At 35.5% G+C, this 24,693-nt stretch carries 20 protein-coding genes; 12 read left to right on the top strand and 8 right to left on the bottom strand.

Annotated features, from left to right (window positions below):
• The first annotated feature begins 64 nt into the window (after window positions 1-64).
• From M0M44_RS19890 to M0M44_RS19870, 5 genes are all read left to right on the top strand, one after another.
• Window positions 65-1,426, top strand: coding sequence for an FGGY-family carbohydrate kinase (locus M0M44_RS19890; protein WP_248727274.1), 1,362 nt, complete (start codon window positions 65-67; stop codon window positions 1,424-1,426).
• A gap of 96 nt (window positions 1,427-1,522) precedes the next feature.
• Window positions 1,523-2,263, top strand: a complete 741-nt coding sequence (locus M0M44_RS19885; RefSeq protein WP_248727273.1) for a (Fe-S)-binding protein — start codon at window positions 1,523-1,525, stop codon at window positions 2,261-2,263.
• A 201-nt stretch (window positions 2,264-2,464) separates the two neighbouring features.
• Window positions 2,465-3,865, top strand: a complete 1,401-nt coding sequence (locus tag M0M44_RS19880; protein WP_248727272.1) for a lactate utilization protein B — start codon at window positions 2,465-2,467, stop codon at window positions 3,863-3,865.
• Complete coding sequence (locus M0M44_RS19875; protein ID WP_248727271.1) at window positions 3,858-4,445, top strand: LutC/YkgG family protein; 588 nt, start codon at window positions 3,858-3,860, stop codon at window positions 4,443-4,445. Before M0M44_RS19880 ends, M0M44_RS19875 begins: the two co-directional genes overlap by 8 nt.
• Window positions 4,446-4,606: 161 nt before the next feature.
• Window positions 4,607-5,977, top strand: a complete 1,371-nt coding sequence (locus M0M44_RS19870) for a glycoside hydrolase family 27 protein (protein WP_248727270.1) — start codon at window positions 4,607-4,609, stop codon at window positions 5,975-5,977.
• Between the two features lie 164 nt (window positions 5,978-6,141).
• Here M0M44_RS19870 and M0M44_RS19865 read toward each other — a convergent pair whose 3' ends face one another.
• On the bottom strand, window positions 6,142-6,474 hold the full coding sequence (locus M0M44_RS19865; RefSeq protein WP_248727269.1) for a YegP family protein: 333 nt from the start codon (window positions 6,472-6,474) through the stop codon (window positions 6,142-6,144).
• A 144-nt stretch (window positions 6,475-6,618) separates the two neighbouring features.
• Window positions 6,619-7,368, bottom strand: a complete 750-nt coding sequence (locus M0M44_RS19860) for a DUF1349 domain-containing protein (RefSeq protein WP_248727268.1) — start codon at window positions 7,366-7,368, stop codon at window positions 6,619-6,621.
• A 101-nt stretch (window positions 7,369-7,469) separates the two neighbouring features.
• On the opposite strand from M0M44_RS19860, the gene M0M44_RS19855 reads away from it, so the two are divergent.
• The 4 genes from M0M44_RS19855 (at window position 7,470) to M0M44_RS19840 (ending at window position 10,643) form a co-directional block, all read left to right on the top strand.
• Window positions 7,470-8,246 carry a response regulator transcription factor gene (locus M0M44_RS19855; RefSeq protein WP_248727267.1) on the top strand — a complete coding sequence of 259 codons (777 nt, stop codon included), beginning with the start codon at window positions 7,470-7,472 and terminating at the stop codon, window positions 8,244-8,246.
• Window positions 8,247-8,307: 61 nt separating this feature from the next.
• A complete protein-coding gene (locus tag M0M44_RS19850; RefSeq protein WP_248727266.1) occupies window positions 8,308-8,778 on the top strand; it encodes a copper resistance protein NlpE in 471 nt (156 codons plus the stop codon).
• Window positions 8,779-8,926: 148 nt separating this feature from the next.
• A complete protein-coding gene (locus tag M0M44_RS19845) occupies window positions 8,927-10,051 on the top strand; it encodes an XdhC family protein (RefSeq protein ID WP_248727265.1) in 1,125 nt (374 codons plus the stop codon).
• Complete coding sequence (locus M0M44_RS19840) at window positions 10,026-10,643, top strand: nucleotidyltransferase family protein (protein WP_248727264.1); 618 nt, start codon at window positions 10,026-10,028, stop codon at window positions 10,641-10,643. The genes M0M44_RS19845 and M0M44_RS19840 overlap by 26 nt, the downstream gene beginning before the upstream one ends.
• A 345-nt stretch (window positions 10,644-10,988) precedes the next feature.
• On the opposite strand, the gene M0M44_RS19835 is transcribed toward M0M44_RS19840, so the two are convergent.
• Window positions 10,989-12,140 (bottom strand): cysteine desulfurase family protein, encoded by a 1,152-nt coding sequence (locus M0M44_RS19835; protein ID WP_248727263.1) that lies wholly within the window; start codon window positions 12,138-12,140, stop codon window positions 10,989-10,991.
• Window positions 12,141-12,481: 341 nt separating this feature from the next.
• On the opposite strand from M0M44_RS19835, the gene M0M44_RS19830 reads away from it, so the two are divergent.
• From M0M44_RS19830 to M0M44_RS19820, 3 genes are read left to right on the top strand one after another with little or no spacing between them, the layout of a single operon-like run.
• Window positions 12,482-13,120 carry a 2Fe-2S iron-sulfur cluster-binding protein gene (locus tag M0M44_RS19830; protein WP_248727262.1) on the top strand — a complete coding sequence of 213 codons (639 nt, stop codon included), beginning with the start codon at window positions 12,482-12,484 and terminating at the stop codon, window positions 13,118-13,120.
• Window positions 13,117-14,097, top strand: coding sequence for an FAD binding domain-containing protein (locus M0M44_RS19825; RefSeq protein WP_248727261.1), 981 nt, complete (start codon window positions 13,117-13,119; stop codon window positions 14,095-14,097). The genes M0M44_RS19830 and M0M44_RS19825 overlap by 4 nt, the downstream gene beginning before the upstream one ends.
• A 7-nt stretch (window positions 14,098-14,104) precedes the next feature.
• Complete coding sequence (locus M0M44_RS19820; protein WP_248727260.1) at window positions 14,105-16,309, top strand: xanthine dehydrogenase family protein molybdopterin-binding subunit; 2,205 nt, start codon at window positions 14,105-14,107, stop codon at window positions 16,307-16,309.
• 312 nt (window positions 16,310-16,621) lie between these two features.
• On the opposite strand, the gene M0M44_RS19815 is transcribed toward M0M44_RS19820, so the two are convergent.
• From M0M44_RS19815 to M0M44_RS19795, 5 genes are all read right to left on the bottom strand, one after another.
• A complete protein-coding gene (locus M0M44_RS19815) occupies window positions 16,622-17,185 on the bottom strand; it encodes a DUF2911 domain-containing protein (protein ID WP_248727259.1) in 564 nt (187 codons plus the stop codon).
• A 106-nt stretch (window positions 17,186-17,291) separates the two neighbouring features.
• Complete coding sequence (locus M0M44_RS19810) at window positions 17,292-19,091, bottom strand: glycoside hydrolase family 2 protein (RefSeq protein WP_248727258.1); 1,800 nt, start codon at window positions 19,089-19,091, stop codon at window positions 17,292-17,294.
• A gap of 142 nt (window positions 19,092-19,233) precedes the next feature.
• Window positions 19,234-21,642 (bottom strand): glycoside hydrolase family 2 protein, encoded by a 2,409-nt coding sequence (locus M0M44_RS19805; RefSeq protein ID WP_248727257.1) that lies wholly within the window; start codon window positions 21,640-21,642, stop codon window positions 19,234-19,236.
• 72 nt (window positions 21,643-21,714) lie between these two features.
• Window positions 21,715-22,908 carry a glycoside hydrolase family 88 protein gene (locus M0M44_RS19800; protein ID WP_248727256.1) on the bottom strand — a complete coding sequence of 398 codons (1,194 nt, stop codon included), beginning with the start codon at window positions 22,906-22,908 and terminating at the stop codon, window positions 21,715-21,717.
• A gap of 259 nt (window positions 22,909-23,167) precedes the next feature.
• Window positions 23,168-24,688 (bottom strand): RagB/SusD family nutrient uptake outer membrane protein, encoded by a 1,521-nt coding sequence (locus M0M44_RS19795; protein WP_248727255.1) that lies wholly within the window; start codon window positions 24,686-24,688, stop codon window positions 23,168-23,170.
• Window positions 24,689-24,693: the final 5 nt, after the last annotated feature.

Genomic DNA, 24,693 nt, shown 5'->3' with positions numbered 1-24,693 from the left:
TTATAAATTATTAATTGTTAATTATAAATTGACAATTGATAATTCACAATTTACAATTAAAAAAATGAATGTAGTTGCGATTTTTGATATTGGTAAAACAAACAAAAAGGTTTTTTTATTTAACGAAAATTATAAAATTGTCTGGGAGAAATCGGTAAATCTGGAAGAAACCACAGATGAAGATGGATTTCCGTGTGAAGATATCGAAGTACTTAAAAATTGGATTTTAGACCGATTATCTGAAATAAAAGAGCTTACGGAGTATGTTTTGAAAGCGATCAATTTCAGCACTTACGGAGCCAGTTTTGTTTATATAGACGAAAACGGAAAAGTTTTAACTCCTCTGTATAATTATCTAAAAGATTATCCAGAGGATTTAAAAGCTGATTTCTATGAAAAATATAAAGGAGAGAAAAAATTTGCTGTAAAAACAGCTTCTCCAGTTTTGGGCAGTTTAAATTCGGGAATGCAGATTTACCGATTGAAAGAAGAAAAGCCCGAAATTTTCGAAAAAGCAAAATACTGCCTGCACTTGCCGCAATTTTTAAGTTTTCTTTTAACGAATGAAGCTTATGCTGATATTACCAGTATTGGCTGCCATACGAATTTGTGGAATTTCAAAAAAATGAAATACCATAAATGGCTGAAAGAAGAAGGTATTTCAGATAAAATACCACCAATTCATTTTGGAAAAGATGTCATTATGACTCGTGATAATCTAGCCATTGGAGTTGGTCTTCATGATAGTTCATCGGCAATTATACCTTATACAATCAACTTTACAGAACCGTTTGTATTGCTGTCTACGGGAACTTGGAGTATTTCTTTAAATCCGTTCAACAACAAACCACTGACTTTTGACGAATTGCAGAACGATTGCCTTTGCTACATGCAATACACCGAAAAACCAGTAAAAGCAGCACGTTTATTTGCTGGAAACGAACACGAAGTGCAAACCAAACGTTTGGCAGAACATTTTAAAGTTCCAGTTCATACCTACAAAGAAGTTTATTTTGATAAAAAAATCGTAGCCAACTTGCGAGCGCTCAATTATCAGATTATCTATCCTAAAAAGTACAATTTCGATATTCTGAAAGAATGTCCTTTTCAAAAAAGAGATCTTTCTTATTATAAAAATTACGAAACTGCTTATCATCAATTAATGCTGGATTTGGTAGAACAGCAGGTTTTTTCTACCAATTTGGTGATTCACAACAGTCCTGTAAAAAAGATTTTTGTAGATGGAGGTTTCAGTAAAAATTCGATTTACATGAATTTATTGGCAGAAGCTTTTCCAGATGTAGAAGTATATGCCGCTTCGATGGCGCAGGCGAGTGCGTTAGGTGCAGCATTGGCCATTCACGATAACTGGAATCCAAAACCGATACAGAATGATTTAATTGACTTGAAATTCTATAAACATTAGGTAAAAACGGTCTGTATGTTGTAAATTTGCTGAGAAACGTAATTTCTACATTTTTTACCCTACAGGCCTAATGAACAACACACTAAATACTACAACATGAAAATTGGACTTTTTATACCTTGTTATGTCGACCAATTTTATCCAAAAGTAGGAATCGCAACCTACGAATTACTTCAAAAATTAGGTTGTGAAGTCGAATTTCCGATGGGACAAACCTGTTGCGGACAACCAATGGCCAATAGTGGCTATGCGCATTTAACGAAAGGATGCGATGCCAATTTTATTGCCAATTTTTCTGGATTTGATTACATAGTCTGTCCCTCTGGAAGTTGTGTTTTGCATGTAAAAGACCATTTACATGACGAAAAACAAGAAGAGAAGGCAACAGCAATTCGAAATACGGTTTATGAACTTACCGAGTTTATAACAGACGTTTTAAAAATTGACCATATCGACGGAAGATTTCCTTATAAAGTGGGGATGCACGTAAGCTGTCACGGTCAGCGCGGATTAAAGCTTTCGCAGATGTCTGAATTAAATGCGCCATTTTTCTCTAAACCAGAACAATTATTGCACAATATTGAAGGTCTTGATTTGGTTGCTTTAACTAGAAAAGATGAATGCTGTGGCTTTGGAGGAACTTTCTGCGTTACCGAAGAAGCTGTTTCTGTGAAAATGGGACAAGATCGTATTAAAGATCACGAAAGCCATGATGTTGATTATATTACTGGAGGCGATATGTCTTGCTTAATGCATTTGGATGGAATTCTAAAAAGACAAAAAAGCAGAATCAAAACCATTCATATTGCTGAAATATTAAATTCACTTGAAAATTAAAATCTATGCTTTTATGTTTTTAACACATAGAAACATAGATTTTTTTTTTATTGTCAAAGATTTTTAAGCCAATATATTGGTACACATAGCTATGTGTATTTAGACAAGTGAAACGCCTTTCAGCACAGACAAAAACTATGTTTCTATGTGTTGAAAAGATTATAAGGAATTTCAAATTAATAGACTTTTAAATTAAAAAAAATGTCTTCAGAAAAAATAATACCGCACAGCGAAGCCGCAGCGAAGTTTAATAAAGACGTAGAGCGTGTCAATTGGCATGATGAAACACTTTGGTTTGTACGTGCAAAAAGAGATAAATCAGCGCATCAAATTGAAGATTGGGAACTGCTTCGCGAAACAGCTTCTCAAATTAAATTTAATGTGCTTTCTAATATTCATGACTATTTAGTTGAATTTGAAGCGAATGCTCAACGAAACGGAATAATTGTGCATTGGGCAGCAGATGCCAAAGAACATAACGAAATAGTGCATTCGATCATGGCCAAACATGATGTAAAGCAAATGGTGAAATCCAAATCGATGCTTACAGAAGAATGCCATTTAAACGATTATTTAGCCGAAAAAGGAATTGAAGTAATCGATTCTGATTTAGGTGAATATATCGTCCAGCTTCGAAAAGAACCGCCAAGCCACATTGTGCTTCCGGCGATTCACTTAAAGAAAGAAGATGTAAGCGAAACTTTCCACGAACATTTAGGTACCGAAAAAGGAAATTTCAATCCGCAGTATTTAACAGAATCGGCGCGTCATAGTTTAAGGAATACTTTCTTGACTAGAAAAGTAGCTTTAACCGGAGTTAATTTTGCTGTTGCAGAAACTGGAGAATTTGTGGTTTGTACGAACGAAGGAAATGCCGATATGGGTGCGCATTTAGCAGACGTTCATATTGCGTGTATGGGATTCGAAAAACTGATTCCGAAAAGAGAACATTTAGGTGTTTTCTTGAGATTATTGGCAAGAAGCGCAACGGGTCAGCCTATTACAACTTTTTCAAGTCATTTCAAGAAACCAAGAGACGGAAAAGAAATGCACATCGTAATTGTTGACAACGGAAGAAGCACACAATTAGGAAGAGAAGATTTTAGAAATTCACTAAAATGTATTCGTTGTGGAGCGTGTATGAACACTTGTCCAGTTTACAGACGAAGCGGAGGACATAGCTATCACAATGCAGTTGCAGGGCCAATTGGTTCTATTTTGGCACCAAATTTAGATATGAGCAAAAATGCAGATTTGCCATTTGCTAGTACGCTTTGTGGTTCGTGCACCAACGTTTGTCCCGTTAAAATTGATATTCACGATCAATTGTACAAATGGCGTCAGGTTTTGGTGAAAGAAGGGCATACGCCAACAGCAAAAACGGTAGCGATGAAAACGATGGCAACAGTTTTAGCTAATCCTATGGTATTTAATATTGCTGGAAAATCAGGCCGATTTGTAATGAAGAATATTCCAGGAATGGTCAACAATAAGATGAACAAATGGTACGATCAGCGCGAAATGCCTGATGTTCCTGAGGAATCTTTTAGAGAATGGTACAAGAAAAATTCGAGAGAATCTAAAGATAAAAAGAATGAGTAGTAAAGGCGAAATTTTAAAAAGAATAAAACTGAATCAGCCTAAGGAGGTTGCAGAACTGCCTGATCTAAATCTTTTAGGCTCTGAACAATTTGATGTATTAGAAACATATAAAACAGTTTTAAAAGGAATTGGTGGCGATCCAGTTGAAGTTGCTGATTATAATGAAATCATCAATTACATCAAATCCAATTATAACTTAGAAAAAAGACTAATTACAACACTTCCAGAACTTTCTGAGATAGCCTCGTTAGATTGGAAAACAGTTGATCCGCATTCGCTTCAAGATGTTGAATTAACGGTGGTAAAAGCACATTTTGGCGTAGCAGAAAATAGTGGGCTTTGGGTAACAGATGATATTTTAGGACAGCGAGTTGCGCCCTTTATTGCACAATATTTAGCGATTATCGTTCATAAAAAAGATCTTGTGCCAACAATGCAGCAGGCTTATCGGAGAATTGGAAACATGGAATACGGTTTCGGAACTTTTATTGCAGGCCCATCGAAAACAGCTGATATTGAACAATCTTTGGTTCTTGGTGCGCATGGCGCCAGAGGATTGATTGTATTTTTATTGGAGTAATTTCATATTTTAAAATTTATATTGGAATGCAGAAAGGGTAACTTTTCTGCATTTTTGTTTTCATTGAAATGAGATTGATCATGTGAGAAAATAAAAAATCAGGATGGTACGTTTTTTTTATTACTTTTAAAGTGTGTAACTTACACTTAACCACACTTGCAATGAAAATTACAAACTTATTTACAATGTCGATAGGATTATTTTTTCTATCAACAGTAGGAAATGCTCAAACCAAAGCATTTCAAAAAGAAGAATTCAAACAATGGGCTCAAACTCCTCCAATGGGATGGAACAGCTGGGATTGTTACGGGCCAACAGTCGAAGAACACGAAGTAAAAGCCAATGCCAATTATATGGCAAAAGAGCTAAAGAAATTTGGCTGGGAATATATCGTCGTAGATATTCGATGGTTTGTAGAAAACGACAAAGCAGGAGGCTATAACCAGACCGATCCGCGTTATGTAATTGATAAGTACGGAAGATATCTGCCAGCAGTTAACCGATTTCCTTCAGCAAAAGACGGCCAAGGTTTTAAACCTTTAGCCGATTACATTCATAAAAAAGGATTGAAATTCGGAATCCATATTATGCGTGGCATTCCTAAAAAAGCGGTTGAAGATAAACTGCCAATAAAAGGAGCAAACGGAATTACAGCAGATCAGGTTTATTCTACTGCTTTACAATGCGAATGGCTGAGAGACAACTATACCGTTGTTGCTGACAAAGCCGGAGCGCAAGAATATTATGATTCTATTTTTGAATTATACGCACAATGGGGAGTAGATTTCATTAAAATCGATGATTTGTCAAGACCTTATCATGAAGGTGAAATCAACTTAATTCGTAATGCGATTGACAAATGCGGTCGAAAAATTGTATTAAGCACTTCGCCAGGAGAGACGCCCATTTCGGCTGCAGCTCACGTAAGTACACATGCCAATATGTGGCGCATGGTGGATGATGTTTGGGATACATGGCCTCATATTACCCATTTGATGGATGTGGCGCAAAAGTGGTATCCATACATCGCACCAGGAACATGGCCAGATTGCGATATGATTCCGTTAGGGCGTATTTCAGTAAGGGGAGAAAGAGGGGAAGATAGAATGACACGTTTAACGAAAGACGAGCAATATACTTTGATTACATTTTTTAATATTTTCAAGTCGCCATTGTTTTTTGGAGGAGATTTGCCAAGCAACGATGCTTACACTTTGTCATTATTGACGAATAAAGAGGTTGTAAAAATGCATAACGAAAGCAGCGATGTAAAACAGCTTTTTCAGAAAGATGGGAAAATTGCCGTGACATCAAAAAATGCGAAAGACGGCAGTATATATCTGGCTTTGTTCAATATCTCAGATACTGCTTCGCAAAAAGTTTCTGTAAATCTTTCTGATTTAGGAATTTCTGCTTCAGCTGAAGTTTTGAATATGTGGACGGGCGAGAAATCAAAAACAGCATCAAAAGAAATAACAGCTGATTTAAAACCTCATAGTTCTGTTTTATATCAATTGAGAGTTAAAAAATAAAGAGAATTATTTCCTCAAGAATCTAGTTTTCCTATATTTTTCAGATATTAGTAAATAGAATTTAGATTATTTGTTTTGATATCGAAATGAGTTATGGGAGATAGATAAAATAAAAACGAGGCTTTTAATGCCTCGTTTTTTTATTCTTTATATAAAATGTTTATTTATGCTGTTTGATCATCAATTGTTGCATCAGGAGCATTCTTTTTAACAGATTCAATTCCGTTTTCTCTAGCCGATGTACTTTCGTACATTTCGCTTGAACCAATAATTTGGCCATTTCCAGCTTTTAAATTAAAATATGGCTTGCCGCTTTTAGATTCTAATCTATCATAACGATCATCATCTGATGCATTTTTTTTAACCGATTCAATACCATTGTTACAAGCTGCCTTTGTTGTATAACCCTCACTTGTTAAAATAGTCTGGCCATTACCAGCTTTTAAATTGAATTGAAACTCTCCGTTGGCTCTAGTAGTGATTACAAATTTTCCCATGTAGTTTATTTTTAAGTTAGGTAATATATATTTTGCTATTGATAAAAATACAAAACTTAGTAATATAAATCATACATCTGTTTGAAAAAATGATTATGTTAACACTAACAATTTGTTTTTGTTCAAGAACTTAAAAGATCAAAATTAGATTCCTAAGCGAAAATCAGAAACGCTTTTTTCTTCCAGGTTAATTTCCTCAAAAATGCTTTGAGTTCCTTTATCTACAGGGCACTGCGTGCTAATTCCCGTCCAGATTTCTTTTGGGTAATTATTTTTGTATAAACGAACCATCTGCCAGTTTTTCTTATCAAGAGAATAATAGCTGGCAACCGTTTTGGTGTCCGAAGAAATTTTCATGTAAATAGACGGCTGCTTTATAACATCATGATTATTATCATCAGAAGTACCCATTGTACGAACCGTTACAACTCTATGGTTTCCTCTTTCATCTTGTTCAAAACAGAATTTCTGATAGAAACTGTCATTCACATAAATATATAAAACACCTGCATTGTATAATCCTTTTTCTGTAAACTCAGGAGTAACTTTCGCGGTAAGCGTAAAAGGTTTGGTATTGTCGACTTTAGACAAAAGCATTGGAGCAGTGTTATTGGATAATTTTCCATCAGGATCAGAAAAATAATCTGATTTCTCGCCAGCTTTAAATATAATTTTTTCGTCTTTTTCGGTTTTAATTAAAGTATCTGCGCCGTTAACTGCTTTTGTAAAATGTATAGAAGATAATTTAATGTCACAAGGAGAACCATTTACAAATGCAGAATCTGTTTTTGTTCCTTCTTTCATAGCTGTTTTTGCAGTTTCGCTTTTATTATTGCAGCTCGTTAAAGCAGAAAGACCAAGGATGATAATGGCGTGGTAAAAAAATGTTTTCATAGATTATTTTTTTGGGATAGAAAGTGATATTTTTAGTTTTCCAAAAATAGAATGGCTTCAATAAAGAGGCAATACCTAAAATTAACCAATTATATTTTGTAATGCCTCAAAATTCTTCAGTAGAAAACCAATTAATGACTACGTTTTTAGAACAAAAATTTGAGATTGGAGAATCAAATGATATCGAAATGTACAAACAATTCGTTATCAATTATGTCAAGATAGAGCAATGCGTAGCTGTTCTATCCGATTATCAATCCGACAAAAGTTATATTTACTCGGGAAGCTTCGGCTCTATTTTTGGGCTTCCTGATGAAAATGCTGTAATTGATTCTGCCTTTGAAGAATGTATTTTTACTAAAATCAATTCAGACGATTTGGTAGAACGTCATGTTTTAGAACTCAATTTTTATCAGTTTTTAAAGGAAATTCCGAAAGAAGAATATAGTAATTACAGTACTTGGAGTCGTCTGAGAATGAAAGATTATAACGATAAAATTACCTATATAAATCACCGGACTATTTATTTGAACACATTTAACAACGGAAGCATTTCTCTTGCCTTATGCTTATACCTGCCTTCTACAGATTTACAGTCTCGAGCTGGAATTGACGCAAAAATTTTTAATATTCAAACTGGCGAGGTAATCGAACCAGAAAAATATAAAAACAATACAGAAAATATACTTTCAAAAAGAGAAATAGAAGTTCTGACCAGTGTAGCAAAAGGAAATAAAAGCGAACAAATTGCAACAGAAATGCATATTTCAGTTTACACTGTAAGGCGCCACAGGCAAAATATTATTCAAAAATTAAAAGTGACCAATACCGCCGAAGCTGTACAGACTGCTATTATTATGGGGGTGATATCGCTGTAGGTTTAAAATTTTAGCCTGTTGATTGAGTAAGAATATTCCTTATATTTGAAAAAAAAATATTATGAGAAAAATAATTATTCTTGCTTTTGCGTCAGCTCTTATAGCATCGTGTAATTCTAAAAATAGCAAAGATGAAAATAATGCTGTTTTGACAGATACTATTGCTAATAATGAAAAATACGAACCAGCCGATACTATTTCTGTTTATGAAGGAACGCTACCATGTGCAGACTGTGAAGGAATAGAAACGATTCTGAAAATTGATGTAGCAGATAATACATTTCAATTATCTAGCACATACAAAGGAAAACAGCCAGAAAAAAACTTTAAAGAAAAAGGCAATATCAATACCGAAAGAGGTTTAGAAAAAGATCCTGATGGAACAATCTATATTTTAAACTGGGATAAGCCAGAAAAAGATCAAGTTTACTACGGCTATTACAGTAACAATCCCGAAAAACTATATCTGCTAGACAGAAACAAAAAAATAATAAAATCTAATCTGAATTATTTTTTAGAATTAAATGAATAAAATAGTTTAGGCAGTTTAAATAGGACTTTTCAAAATAGAATATTACAAACTTAAATGGCTTTGCAGTGTTTAAGTTTGTAATATTTTTTTACTTTTAGGCTAATAAAAAGTAGCATCAATATTAAGTTTCTATTGATGAAGAGTATCTATGAAAGAAATCAACGAAATTCTTAAAGCCTATTCGCAAGCAAAATCCGAAGGAAAAAAAACTGCTCTAGCAACGGTCGTTAAAGTTGAAGGCTCGTCATATCGACAGCCTGGCGCTCGCATGATGGTAACAGAAGATGGAGAATTGACTGGAGCGATAAGTGGTGGTTGTTTGGAAGGCGACGCGTTACGAAAAGCACTTCTTTCGATCCATCAAAAACAAAACAAATTAGTTACTTACAATACGAATAACGAAGATGATGCGGAAGTTGGTTTACAGCTCGGATGCAACGGAATCGTTCATATTCTTTTTGAGTATATTGATGAAGAGGTTTCAAATAATCCAATTCAGCTTTTGAAGCAATTGGAATTAGAAAGAAAAGAAGCTGTAATTGTAACCATTTTTTCTTTAAAAAGAAATGCTTTTCAGATTGGAACAACTTTGTTTTTTAGAAAAGACAGTCCTGTTTTAAATCATAATAATGAAGTTTTAAATTTAATTTCGGATGTAAAAGAGGTGCTGAAAACTAAAACTTCTGTAGTGAAAAAACTTCAGGAAGAAAATGACAACGAAGCTTTAATCGAATATATAAAACCTTCTATTTCGCTTGTGATTGCTGGTGCAGGAAACGATATTCAGCCTTTAGTAAAAATGGCTTCAATTTTAGGCTGGAAAATTACTATTGGTGAAGGACGCGCAACGCATGCAACTAAAAAACGTTTTCCTAAAGCCGATCAAGTTTCGGTAGTAAATCCAGAACATTTTTTAGAGAATATTGTTATTGACGATCAGACCTATTTTGCTTTGATGACGCACAATTACAAATACGATTTAGTAGTTTTAAAAGAGCTGCTAAAAACTGATTTTCATTATATAGGAATTCTAGGTCCGAAGTCAAAATTCAACCGAATGCTGGACGATCTTTTGATCGAAGGAATTACAGTAAGCGAAGAGCAGATGAAAAGAATTCATACTCCAGTTGGGCTTGATATTGGCACAGAAACATCAGAAGAAATCGCTTTGTCGATTGTTTCCGAAATAAAAGCTGTAGCTTCAGGAAGAATAGGAACTTCATTGAAATATAAAGAAGGCAAAATACATGATGAAATTCATTATGGAGAATAGACTTCAAAATAAAATAGGCATTATCATTTTGGCAGCAGGTAATTCTTCGAGATTAGGCAGACCCAAACAATTGCTGGAATATAAAGAATCGACTTTGCTGAAAAATACCGTTTCAGAAGCTTTGAAGGTTGAAAATTCGTTTGTAATAGTGGTGACGGGGTCAAACCATGATTTAATTGAAAAAAAGCTTCATTTATCCGAAATCACATTTTCTTTTAATTCTGACTGGGAAAACGGAATGTCTTCTTCAATTGCAAATGGAATTAAGCAATTATTGCTTCTAAATCCAAAATGCGAACAATGTGTTTTAGCAGTTTGCGATCAGCCTTTTGTCTCCAGTCTAATATTCGAAAATCTTATAAAAGAACATCATACGGCACAAAAGGGAATTGTGGCCTCTGCTTATTCTGAAACTTTAGGAACACCGGTTTTATTTCACAAAAAATACTTTCAAGATCTTCTGGAATTGAAAGGCCAGCAAGGCGCTAAAAAACTGATTAGGAAATATGCTGAAGATGTAGTTTCAGTTCTTTTCGAAAAAGGAAATATTGATATTGATACAGAGGAAGATTATTTTAAGTTGATTTCTTGAGATAAAGGGAGAAAGGTTCAAAGGTTCAAAGTTGCAAAGGTTCATTCAGAGGTTTTTGTTTCAAATGGCTTTTCTAGATCCAGTTCGTCATCCTGACGAAGGAAGGATAGCACGCGAGGAGTCGAGAAAGATTATTCATGAAATTTGATTTGAATTGCGTCCAGCTTTAGCTGGATGAAAAAAAGACAGCTTATAGAAAAGGCTTTAGCCAAACTAAGTCTTGTTTGGCTAAAGCCTTCAACTCTATTTAAATATCATACCCCCAGTTAAAACTGGAGGCAATTCATAAAATCTTTGCTTCTCTACAACTTTGCGAGATTAAAAAACAGATAAAAAGAAAAAAACTTAGTGTCTTAGCGCCTTCGTGGCAAACTGCCTAGCTAAACTCAAAACACGCTCAACAGCAATATCAATTTCCTCAGAAGTAGTAAATCTTCCCAAACTGAAACGAACCGAACTCAAAGCTTCTTCATCAGACAAGCCCATTGCTTTTAAAACATGAGAAGGCTCAGAAGTTACAGCCGAACATGAAGCTCCGTTTGAAACAGAAATATTTCCTAAAGCCAAAATCAGCTGTTCTGAATTTACGTATGGGAAACAAATATTACAAGTATTGTAAATTCGATTTTCTACATTTCCATTTATAAAAGAACCTTCAAATTGCAGCAAACCTTTTTCAAGCTTGTCTCGTAATAGAGAAATTCTATTTTGATCTTTTTCTAATTCATTTACAGCAATTTCCGATGCTTTTCCTAAACCTATAATTCCGGGAACATTTAACGTTCCGCTTCGTAATTTTCTTTGTTGTCCGCCTCCAAGAATTTGAGGTTTCAGTTTTACTTTGGCTTTTGCCGAAATATACAAAGCGCCAATTCCTTTTGGACCGTAAAATTTATGCGCAGACAAAGTCAAAAGATCAATTTCGAGTTTTTTTACATCAATAAGAATTTTTCCAACAGCCTGAGTCGCATCACATAAAAAAAGTACATTCTTGCTTTTCAGAATTCTAGAAATTTCGCTGATATTTTGTATGACTCCTGTTTCATTGTTGGAAAACATTCCAATGAAAACCAGTGTTTTATCTGTAATTATTTCTTCTAAAAGTTGAAGGTTTAAAAGTCCGTCGAAATCAGTTGGAAGATAAGTTACCTGAAAGCCATTACTTTCCATAAAACGACACGTTTCCAGAACCGCTTTATGTTCAGTTTGAATTGTAACAATATGTTTTCGGTTTTGATCGGCTAAACCTTTAATTGCAAGATTAATTGCCTCAGTCGCGCCCGAAGTAAATATGATTTCATCAGCATGAGCATTTATTAAATCAGCCGTTTGCCATGCTGCGTTTTCAACAGCTTCTTTTACTGTTAATCCTGCTAGATGTGTTCCTGTTGAATTCGCATAAAAATCAGTGAAATACGGAAGCATGGTATTCAAAACCCTATCATCAACACGAGTTGTGGCGTTATTATCGAGATAAATAAGTTGCTGATTTGGCATAGTAAAAACTTAATTCTCGTAAAAGTACAATTTTCAAAGTAAAGAATAAACTGGTTTAATGTGTGTTTTTTATCGCAAAGTGCGCAAAGTTTTTTTATATCACTTTATCTTAAGCGAATGCAAAGTTCGCAAAGCTTTATCAATTCCAGCTTTGCAATCTTAGCGTTTTTATAAAATACTCTAGAACAAAAACCTTTGCGCTCTTTGCGGTTAAAAAAAACGCAAAATTGTAATTATTCTAAATAAGAGTAATGTTTGAATTTTATAATTTTTTCTTACATAAGATCGCTAAATTTGTTAGAATGACAAAAGCGAATTTGCTAATTTAACAAATAGATTGAATGGCTTCTAAAAAAACAAACCAGAATAAAGTAATGCCCGAAGATTCCAATTCGCGTCGTGACTTTATAAAGAAATCAGGACTTTTTACCGCTCTTGCCCTGACGCCGCCTTCATTGGTTATGGCTACAGAAAAGAAATGGGATGAAAAAATAGCGGAGTATTTAGAAACAGTACCGCTTTCTATTGAAGTAAATGGCACAAAACACAATCTGAATATTGAACCGAGAACTACTTTATTGGATTTGCTTCGGGAACAGTTACAGCTTACAGGAACCAAAAAGGGATGTGACCACGGACAATGTGGCGCGTGTACTGTTCACGTAAATGGAACTAGAATTTTGTCGTGTCTCTCTTTGGCAACGATGCAGCAAAACGCACAAGTAACTACTATTGAAGGACTTTCGAAAGGAAAAAAACTGCATCCAATGCAGGAAGCTTTTATCAAACACGACGGTTTTCAGTGCGGATATTGCACTCCCGGACAAATTATGTCTGGAATTGCTTGTATCAAAGAAGGTCATGCTAATAGCAGGGAAGAAATCAGTGAATATATGAGTGGTAACATCTGTAGATGTGGTGCTTATCATAATATCGTTGACGCTATAACGGAAGTGAAGGAAGGAGGGAAGGAAATATGAAAAACTTTCAGATAATTAAAGCCTTGTCGTCGTCTTCGGCAATTACAGGAAAAGCAAAAGATGATTCCTCTATGTTTATTGCTGGAGGAACGAATCTGGTGGATTTAATGAAGAAGAATATCGTCGCTCCAGATAAATTAGTAGACATTAACGGATTAGACTTAAAGAAAATAGAGTTCTTAAAAGGAAAAGTTACGATTGGCGCATTGGCAAAAAATAGTCAGGTTGCCGAAGATGCTTCTATTAAAGAAAAACATCCTTTGTTGGCATTAGCATTAGCTGCTGGAGCTTCTCAGCAAATTCGTCACATGGCGACAGTTGGAGGCAATATGCTGCAGAAAACGAGATGTTCTTATTATTACAATACCGATATGCCTTGCAACAAACGTGTTCCAAAAAGCGGATGCGGTGCGATTGGCGGTTCTAACCGAATGGCTGCTGTTTTTGGAACTTCGGATAGTTGTATTGCCGTTCATCCAAGTGATATGTGTGTGGCTTTGGCAGCGCTCGATGCAACAGTTTTGGTAGATGGTCCAAAAGGAAAACGAGAAATTAAGTTTACTGATTTTCATAAACTTCCTGGAAATACGCCTGAAAAAGACAATACGCTTGACAGTAGAGAATTGATTACTGCTGTTGAAATTCCAGATAATAATTTTAGTAAAAATGTGCATTATCTTAAAGTTCGTGATAGGACGAGTTATGCTTTTGCATTGGTATCTGTTGCTGTGGCTTTAGATATAAAAAATAATACCATAAACGATGTCAGATTGGCTATGGGAGGCGTGGCACATAAACCATGGCGATTGACTGAAACAGAAAAATTCCTGAAAGGGAAAACAATTTCAGAAGATCTGTTTAAACAAGCAGGCCATTTGTCTATGAAAGGTGCAAAAGGATTTGGGGATAATAATTTTAAACTAATGCTTGGAGAGAATGCAGTAGCAGAAGCACTTACGATAGCAGCATCAAAATAATTAAATTATGAGCAAGACAAGTAATATTAATAGAGTTGACGGATTTGCTAAAGTAACGGGATCAGCAACTTATTCGGCAGAGTATAAAACGGCTGGTGTTGTCTACGCCTGTTTGGTAGGAAGTACGATTGCGAAAGGAAGAATTAAAACCCTTGATACTAAAAAAGCAGAATGGGCTCCTGGAGTTTTGGCTGTAATTACGCATTTAAATGTAGATAAGCCTGCTGGTTACGAAAAAGCAAAAGACAAGCATAATTTTGGTCAGCCATTACAGGTTTTCAAGGACGATTCTGTTTTGTATTACGATCAGCCGATTGCTTTGGTTATTGCCGATACTTTTGAGCGTATGCGATATGCGGCGAGTTTAATTAAAGCCGATTATTTTAAAGAAGAACATTCGACAGAACTTAAAAAGGCTGCTGAAAAAGAAAAGAAAGTCGATACCGATAAAGGAAATGATTACCATCGCGGTGAACAAGATGGTTATAAAAATGCTGAGGTTATTCTGGAAACCGAATATACGATTCCAACTGAGGTGCATAACCCAATGGAGCTGGCAAACATTATAGCCAAATGGGACGGAAATAAACCAATTTTATATACAAAAAGTCAAGGTGTCGAGGGAACGCGTAGAAGTGTTGCTGGAGTTTTTGGAGTGCCTGTTGAAGATGTTGAGGTTCATGCGGAGTATCTTGGTGGTGCTTTCGGAATGGGATTGCACACTTGGCCATATGAAATTGCAGCTTTGATAGGAGCTAAAAAATTAAATCGTCCAGTTAAATTAGTATTGCATCGTGAGCAAATGTTTACCAATGTTGGTTTCAGACCATACACAATTCAGAAAATGGGATTGGGTGCTACTAAAGACGGAAAACTGACTGGATTAACGCATGAAGCAGTTGCAATGACTTCAAGCTATGAGGATTTTATGGAAGGTACCGTAAACATGTCCCGATTTATTTATGATTGTCCAAACGTTTCGACACGTTATAGAATTGTACCTTTGGATACCTGCACACCTATCTGGATGCGTGGTCCGGGAGAAGCAACAGGTTCTTTTGCTTTAGAAAGTGCAATGGACGAATTGGCTTATAAATTAAACTTAGATCCGATTGAATTCAGAAAACGCAATTATGCTGAAAAAGATCTAGAACAAAATAAACCGTGGAGCAGTAAATTTCTTTTAGAATGCTACGAGGCTGGAATGGAACGCATAGGCTGGAAAAACCGTAAAAATGAACCAGGTTCTGTTAAAGAAGGAAACTGGCTTGTGGGCTACGGAATGGGAACAGGAACTTTTGGCTGTTATAGAAGCCCAACTTCTGTAAAGGCAAAATTTTTGGCTAATGGAGATTTAGTATTGCAATGCAGTGTAAATGATATGGGACCAGGGACTGCAACTATGATGACAGCTATTGGAGCCGAAGTAATTGGCTTGCCAGCCGAAAATGTAGTTATCGAAATGGGAAAAAGCGGATTGCCAAAAGGTCCAACGCAAGGTGGTTCGGCAACGACTTCGTCTGTTGGTTCTGCGGTTCATGATGCTTGTAATTTATTATTGAGTAAAATAGTTGAATTAGGAAGTAAAAATCCTGCTTTAAAAGGAATCGCCCTCACAGATTTAACTTTTGAAAATGGTGCAGTTTCTTCTAAAAAGGACAAATCTAAATCGGTTGCATTAACGGCACTTTTAAGTAGTAATAAATTAGAAGATTTTGAAGTTGAAAATCTTTCTAAAGCCGCAGAAGAAGCAAAGAAATACTCGATTTATTCCTTTTCAGTTCACTTTGTAAAAGTATTAGTGAATCCGAATCTGGGGATAATACGATTGGCTCATGTGGTTTCTTGTGCCGATATCGGAACAGTTATCAACCAAAAAACATCGGCTGGACAAATGTTTGGCGGAGCAGTAGGAGGAATCGGAATGGGATTGATGGAAGCATTAGAAATCGATCATCGTTTTGGCCGTCCAATCAATAATAATTTTGCCGATTATCATGTTCCTGTAAATGCCGATATTGAAAAACAGGAAGTATTTTTCGTCAATAAAAAAGACCCAATCAGTAATCCAATGGGAACAAAAGGTCTTGGAGAAACGGCTTTAGTTGGAATGGCACCTGCAATTGCAAATGCCGTTTTTAACGCAACCGGAAAACGTGTTCGAGATTTACCAATTACGTTGGATAAGATTATAGAAACTGCTAAGGTTTAAGCATAAAAAACAATTGCAAAAGTCCCTTTGAGATTACAATCTTAAAGGGACTTTTTTGTGTCATGAGAAAGTCTTACAAAGCAGAAGATTAGTAAAGTTTTTTTCGACAGATTATCACACAATCTTGTCATTTCGACGAAGGAGAAATCTTCGCAAGCAGCTCCGCAATAATAAGCCAATCTTTGTAGAGTTTCTCGTGGAGATTTCTCCTTCGTCGAAATGACAAAAATGGGGTTACTTTGCCCAAAAAAAAGTCGCAAAGCTTAAAAAAACTTTGCGACTTTGTGCCTTCGTGGCATATATCATTAAAACTTATTTAATCGTAATAGGCAATTCAACTGTTGTTTTATCCCATCCAATAACTAAAATAGCTACATTACCTTGAGTTGTAAACGCAATAGATAAAGCCTCGATAGTGTCGCTTACGGGTTTAACTGGAACAGAAACTCTCACAACGTCTTTGCTTTCATCATAAGCATAACCACCCCATAAATCCAACTCTTTATTGATAATGATTGTCCATTTATCTTTTTCTGGAATAGCAAATAAACTGTAATATCCTGCAGGAACTTTTTTACCGCCAATAGTTACGTCTTTGTAGAATTTAATCTCTGTATTTTCATTAGCTCCAACTCTCCAGATTTCTCCAAACTTAACAACATCGCCAAAAATAGTTCTTCCTTTTGCAGAAGGTCTTGCGTAAGTAACCTTGATAACCGGATTTGGATTATCTGTTTTTTTGAATTTAACCGCCTTGTTTGGGAAATAAGAAATATCAACAGGACTGTTGTCTAATGGAGCAAATTTCACCACTTCTTGTGCCTGAACTGTAAAGGCAGCAAACAATGTAACTGCCAGTAAATAAATTTTTTTCATAGGATTACAATTTTTAGAATAACTACAAAGTAAGTTAATAATGAAGAAAAATCATATAATTTACAGCCTGTTTTTTGTTAATGAATTGGTAATGACGAAATAATTTTTAATACTCTTTTTTCTTCTTCGCATACCAATCCTGCATAATATAAAACGCTTTTTTCTTTTCACCATCATTCGAAATTAAACCTTTACGATTGTAACCATCCTGAATACCCGGAAGCAATCTTTTTGGAGATCTGAAATCAACTAAAATCCAAGGGCTGGTTCCACTTAAATGTGGAATTTTCTCAATCATTTTTAGATTCTGGATGTATAAATATTCCTGATATTCCTCTGTCCAGCGTTCGTTTTTCTCTCCATGAAAACCCGCTTTTGCATCACCTCCAAACTCAGAAACGAAAACTGGTTTGTTGTATGGCGTAGTCCAGAATGTTTTTTCAGCATTTTCTAAGTTACCGCCATACCAGCCTAAATATTGATTGAAAGCAATAATATCAAGCGATTTGCCAATTTCATCGTCAATCTTTCCGTTATGCGTTAATAAAGCGGCACTGATTAACCTTGTATTATCCAATGATTTTGTATGATTGACCAAATTTGTGATAAAAGCATTTCTCGCGTCAGAAACTGGAGTTTCATTTGCCATAGACCAAATTACTATACTTGCTCTGTTTTTATCTCTTGTAATCGCAGCCGTTAACTGATCTTGGGCATTTTGATACGTATTTTTATTAGTAAATTCCACAGTCCAGTAAACTGGGATTTCTTCCCAAACCATTAAACCCATTTTATCAGCTTCTCGAACCATGTTTTCGTTATGCGGATAATGTGCCAGACGAACATAATTACAGCCTAATTCTTTTGCCCAATTCAATAAACGTAAAGCATCTTCTTCAGAATTAGCACGTCCGCCTTTTGCATTTTCTTCATGAATAGAAATTCCTCTTAAAAAGACTGGTTTCCCATTTAATAAGATTTTGTCTCCTTGGGTTTCAATTGTTCTAAAACCAATTTTATCATTTAATTTCTGTCCGTTAAAATTAACGGTTACATCGTATAGTTTCGGATTTTCTGGCGACCAGTAAGAGATTTTTTTGGCTGGGATTTCAAAGTTTAAAATTCCGTTGTTATCCGCTTTTCCTTTGTAGCTGATTTTTAATTCAGGTATAGCAATTGAAACCTGATTTTTTGACGCCTCTAAATTGTTGATCTTGATAAACCCCGAAATAACATTTGCATTCCCTTTTTTCAGCTGAATGTTATAATCTTCCACAAATGAAGATTCTTCTTCAATTAAAGTTACATCACGCGTAATTCCACCATAATTCCACCAATCGGTATTCACTGTTGGAACATCTTCTTTATGGCGCGTATTATCCACTTTTATAACCAAATAATTATCTTTTGGCTGAACAATCGAAGTCACTTCGTAATTAAACGGCGTAAAACCGCCTTCGTGAGTTCCTAGTTTCTTTCCGTTTAAATAAACATCAGCTTTGTAATTGATGGCGCCCAAATATAAAAACAGACGTTTGTTAGCTGCCAGATTGTAATCGAAAGACTTTTTAAACCATACATTTCCTTCATAATATTTCAGTTCCGTAACTTGCGAATTCCAATCGCCTGGAATAGTAATGGTTGGCGATTTATCAAAATCGTATTCTACCAGCTCCTGTTTGTTTTGAGCGTGGTAATTCGTGAAAAATGCTCCTTTTGCTGGTTTTTCCTGTTTGTCGTACTGATCAAGGTGAAAGCTGTAAAATCCTGTTTGATAAGGATCTATAATGTAATTCCAAACGCCGTTTAATGAAGTGATATTTCGGTTTGGAACGTTTGAGATTAAATTTTGTGCAAACCCCAGAAAGGAATAGATAAGGAGTAATGTGGTTAATAGTCTTTTCATTGTATTATAATTTGTTTTGTAATTGTATTTTTTGCCACGAAGACGCTAAGGCACGAAGTTTTTTTTACTAGTTTTTTTGTCAGCATGACAACTAGACTAAAAAAAACTTAGAATCTTAGTGCCTTAGCATCTCAGAATCTTTTTACTCAACAGAAATCTTCAAATATTCCCCTTTAAAACTCTGATTCAATGCTGTCATTTCAATCGGATTGCCTGAACCGTCTGGAACAACTTCAATAGAAGCCTTTCCGTTTGCCATTCTTATAGATTCACTTCCCGTTGGAGTTCCTTGATTTTTTAGCGTTTTTCCGCCTTTCATACATTGAAAATAAACACTCGCTTCATAATCCAGACAGCGTAAATTATTGTTATCAATTGCAATTGCTGTTACGAGATAATTCCCATTCTTCAATTTTTCTGAAGATAATTGCAAAGAAGAGGCCGTGTCATTTTTATTGAAACGGTAATTGACTTTTATGGTGTCAGAAACCGTTTTGCCATCTTTATTTTTACCAATAGCAATTAGGGTATTTTCTCCTTTTTTAAAATTGACATCCCAAGTTAAACCATTAGCAGGATAAAGGGAAAGATTTCGCTGTTTTTCTCCCAATGATTTGCCGTCGTGGAATAAAGTTACTTTATCGCAGTTACTGAAAACGCTGATGGTTCTTGGCGTATTTTCTGGACCTTGACGTTCTGTCCAAGTATGTGATTCAATGTAAGCGAAAGGTTCTTTTGCCCAATAGCTTTTAAAAACATAATACGCATCTTTTGGAATTCCGTTTCGGTCTGTTAATCCTTTTTGGTTCATATACGGAATATCATCTTCTGGACGTAATGGCGTTGCAAAATCCTTAAATGCCCATTGAATATTTCCCACAAACGTTGGATCATTCTCGGATATATGCAAATGCCAGTCAAACAAATCAACTATATAATTTTCGCTCCAATCTCCAATTTGAGCAATGTTAGCGATTTTAGTCTGTACAATGGCTTCTTCCCATCCTTCAGCTTTTATTACATTTTCGCCTGTAATTGGATTTTCGCTATGACGGCCAACATGACTGTCTCCGCCATATTCGGCATGAATAAAATGCTTGTATTCTTTTTTGTAAACATCAATTGCTTTTTGGTAGCTTTTGTAACTTCCAGAATACCAGCCCGACCAAATCGAAGGTGAAAAAACATCCACAATATGCGATCCTTCGTAGTATTTTCTAATCGCCGTTTTTCTAGTTGGATCCAGTTTATGAGCAATTTCGTTTAGTTCATTTAAAAAAACATTGGTTTTATCTGCATTATCTCCATCAGGAAAATCAGGAAGCCAGTTGATTTCGTTTCCTAAAGACCAAATAATAATGCTCGGATGATTGTAATTTTGATTGATAATTTCTTCCAACATGTTTTTGGTATTCGTTTTCCAGACATCGTTGCCAATTCCTCCACGGCACCAAGGCAGTTCATCCCAAACCAAAAGACCAAGTTCATCACAAGCTTTATATATTTCAGGATCTTGCGGATAATGTGCTAAGCGAACAAAATTAGCGCCCATTTCTTTGATTGATTTCATATCTGCCCAATGCTGCTCGTTGCTCATAGCAGCACCAACTCCCGCTTGTTCTTCATGACGATGTGTACCGCGAATTAGCAAACGTTTTCCGTTAAGGTAAAAAGGACCATGATCCTTAAATTCAAACCATCTAAAACCTACTTTTTCAGAAACACTATCCCTAATTTGATTTTTTTCTGATAAAACAGCACTTAGTTTATATAAATTAGGTTTTTCGGTATCCCAAAGTTCTGGGTTTTTGATATTTTCGAAAGTAATTGTTGAAGTTTTATCGGTAACAGGAATTGTTTTACTTGCCACTTTTTTCCCTTTCGGATTTTTTAAAGTTACAGTCAATGATAAATCTTTTGAATTATCTGGATTTACAAAAGTAGAAACAATTTGCACCGAAGCTTTTTTGGCAGAAACTTCAGGAGTTGTAATTTTTATATTTTCAATATGATTTTTATACTTTGAAATCAGCCACACATCGCGCGTGATTCCGCCATAAATAAAGAAATCACTCTTTTGAGACGGAATAATTTCAATATCATAGCTATTATCAACACGTACAAAAATATCGTTATTTCCTTCTTTGATGAAATTGGTAATGTTTATTGAAAAGCCAATATATCCGCCAATATGCGAACCAGCTTCTTTTCCATTTACATATACTTTTGTGGTAACATTTGAACCTTCAAAATATAAGGAATAAACACGGTTTTTATCGATTTGCGGAATGTCTAATTTCTTCTGATACCAGCTGGCATCGCGTCTGTAACCCGGATATAAGTCGGTTGCATCTTCGGCGTTCCAAGTATGTGGTAAATTAAGAGAAATCCAGTTTGAAGCTTTTTCGGCTTCGTTGAGGTTTGAAGTATGATTTTCTAAATAAAGCCAGTTGTCATTAATGTTTCTTTTTGTCTGAGCAAAACTGCTCAGACAAATTTGAAACAAAACAAAAAGCGCAAAAATTGAAAAAGTTTTATTCGGTTTATTCATAGTTACAAAGGTTCATAGTTACAAAGGTTCAAAGGTTTTCTGGCTCAAAGATTCAAAGATTCAAAACCTTTGTTACTTTGAACCTTTTAGCCTTTGTACCTTTATTAATGCTTCTAGAAAATAATAATCGGCGTAGATTATTGGTTCATCAATTTCATCGTGTTTAGGCCAGTTTCCTGTACTGTGGTCAAAAAGAAAAGGCGCTTTAATTGTGGTGTCTAAAATGTATTTATCGGTTTGTACCGAAGCCATCATTTTATCGGCAAAAGCTAGATAAGCATCATTTTTAGTATAACCGTACAGCTCATATAATGCTGATGTCATTACCATTGCTGCAGAAACATCACGAGCTGCATTTGGAATACTCGGATCTTTAAAATCCCAATACGGAATTCCGTCTTCTGGCAGGTTTTTATTTGTCATAAAAAACTTTGCTGTCGCTTCGGCTTGTTTTAAATAAGCAGGATCTTTTGTATATCGGTAGGACATCGTAAATCCGTAAACGGCCCAACCTTGACCGCGCGCCCAAACCGAATCGTCATTATACCCCTGAAGCGTAGTTTTCTTTCTGACTTCACCTGTATTTGGATTATAATCTATAACGTGGTAACATGAATTGTCTGCTCTAAACTGGTTTTTTAAAGTCGTATTGGCGTGTTTGATAGCGACATCACGGTATTTATTGTTTCCAGATAACTTTGAAGCTTCAAAAAGCAATTCCAGATTCATCATATTGTCGATGATTACAGGATAATCCCAAATTTCCTTGTTGAAATCCCAAGAACGAATCGAACCCACTTTTGGATTGAACCTTGTACACAAAGTTTCAGCGCCTTTAATAATTACCGCTTCGTACTCTTTCTTGTTTTCCACTTTTAGAGCTTCTCCAAAACTGCAAAACACTTTAAAACCTACATCATGCGAATTACTGTTGACACTTTCTTTTTTGCTGAAAGGAGTCCATTTTTGAGCTTGTTCTTTATATTTTGAATCGCCTGTAAGTCGGTACAATTGCCAAAGATTTCCAGCAAAAAAACCGCTTGTCCAATCTCTCGACGGCACTTTGCGAATTTCAAGAGTTTTTATATTCATACTTCTAGGCATAGACATCGAATCGACTGGATAATCGAGCAACATTTTGTAACGCGTTTCCAGTTTTTCTGTCGCTGCAGAGGTAGTTTTTGTGTGAGTATTAATTCCGGATTTGCACGCTGTTAACAGCGATGCAAACCCAAGAATTAAAGAAATGAAACTGACATTCTTCATATTAAATATTTTGTGATCGTAATTTTTAGACGCGGATTTGACAGATTCGCTATCGCGAAAACGCGGATTTATACGGATTTTTTTTATTACGCCACGAATAATTGTTTCCGCAGATTTTACAGTTTGAGCAAATTAAATTAAAAAGCAATTTAATCTGCGTGAAGTAAAAATCAGCCAAATCTGTGAGATCTGCGAGAGAAAAAATCCATGCAAAATCAGCGTTTTTGCGATAGCAAATCCGTTTTATCCGCGTGCAATATTAATAACCAAGATTATTTGGTTTTAGATTCGGATTAATAGCCAATTCTGTTCCTGGCAATGGCCATAGATAATCTCTGTTTGGATCAAAATTAGCATGCGGTTCTAGACCATTTGGTCCGAATACTTCTGGTCCGATTTTTAATCGTTTAATGTCGTACCATCTTACATATTCAAAAGCCAGTTCTAATCTTCTTTCATCAATAACCATTTTTCTAAAATCTGACTGAGAAAGCCCAGGAGTTACGTTTGCTGGAAACGAAACTAATTTTCCTGCTTTATTTCTTGCTCTGGCACGAACACGGTTTACATAACCATCAGCTTCTGTTGTTCCCGGATTAATTTCGTTTAAAGCTTCAGCTGCAGTTAATAAAACTTCTGCAAAACGCATTGTGATATAATTGTGCTGAGAAGTTCTTCCGTTAGCACCTGCTTTTCCTGGAAAGCGGAAATATTTAGCAATGTGCGGACGAGGCGCTTTCTCATTATCGCTTGAAGGATACACTTGCAAAGCTCCTCCTGGTCCTGTTTTCTTTCTAATGATGGTATCAAAACTTACCGCTCTTCTATAATCCCTCTGATCCCAAGTATTAAAAACTTTTAAAGACGGCACGGCAACAGAGAATCCTTGTCCGTAGCTATAACTGTCATCTTTTAATGATCCTGTAAAAAACGCCGTATAATCCTGACCGTAATTTCCAGAGGTTAAGTTGTTAAAGTCGATTGTAAAAAGTGGCTCTTTTAATGAAGCTGTTTTGGTAGCATTGAACAAATCCTGAAAATCAGCATCAAGACCTAAACCAAATTTCGCTTCGTTTGTAATCACATATTTGGCTTCATCATATGCTTTTTGAAAATTTCCTAAAGTCAAATAAACAGAAGCTAAATAACCTGCTGCTGTACCTTTTCCTGGAACGGCCTTTACTTTTGGTTTATCGTCCAGCCATTGTTTCGCAAATTCTAAATCGGCAATAATTTTTGGATAAACATCAGCTTCTTTTGTTTTACCAATAGAATTTATCTGACTAACATCGTTTACCACAAAATCAACGTAAGGAATATCGCCAAAAAGGCGTACTAAATGATAATAAGCAAAAGCTCTTGCAAAATAAGCCTGAGCGACAATAGCATTTACTTTTGCAGGATCTCCAGGTGTTTTCTTAGCACCTTCAATCGCTTGATTTGCTGCAGTGATAATTACATACGATTGAGGCCAAAAGTTTGCCACAAGAGCGTTGGTATCGTTCATAGACATGTCGTTTACATCGATACGAGCTGCTTGTGTTGTTCTGTCGCCAATATCAGACATGTCGTCACGAAGCATAAGGGCAATTGTAAATTCTCTTCCCCAATAATTATTGTGGCCAATATTGGCAAAAGCGCCATTTACTGCGGCCTGCAAATCATCTGTATTATTAAAAAAGTTGTCTGGACGAATAATTCCTACTGGTTTTTCTTCTAGATCAGAACAGCTGAAAAAAGTCATTGTTCCTAAGCAAAGAAGAGCTATATATTTTTTCATAGTGG

Origin of the sequence: Flavobacterium humidisoli (assembly GCF_023272795.1) — a bacterium.
GTDB lineage: Bacteria > Bacteroidota > Bacteroidia > Flavobacteriales > Flavobacteriaceae > Flavobacterium > Flavobacterium humidisoli.
Note: the sequence above shows the minus strand (reverse complement) of the source record. Positions and strands in the feature narration are given on the sequence as shown.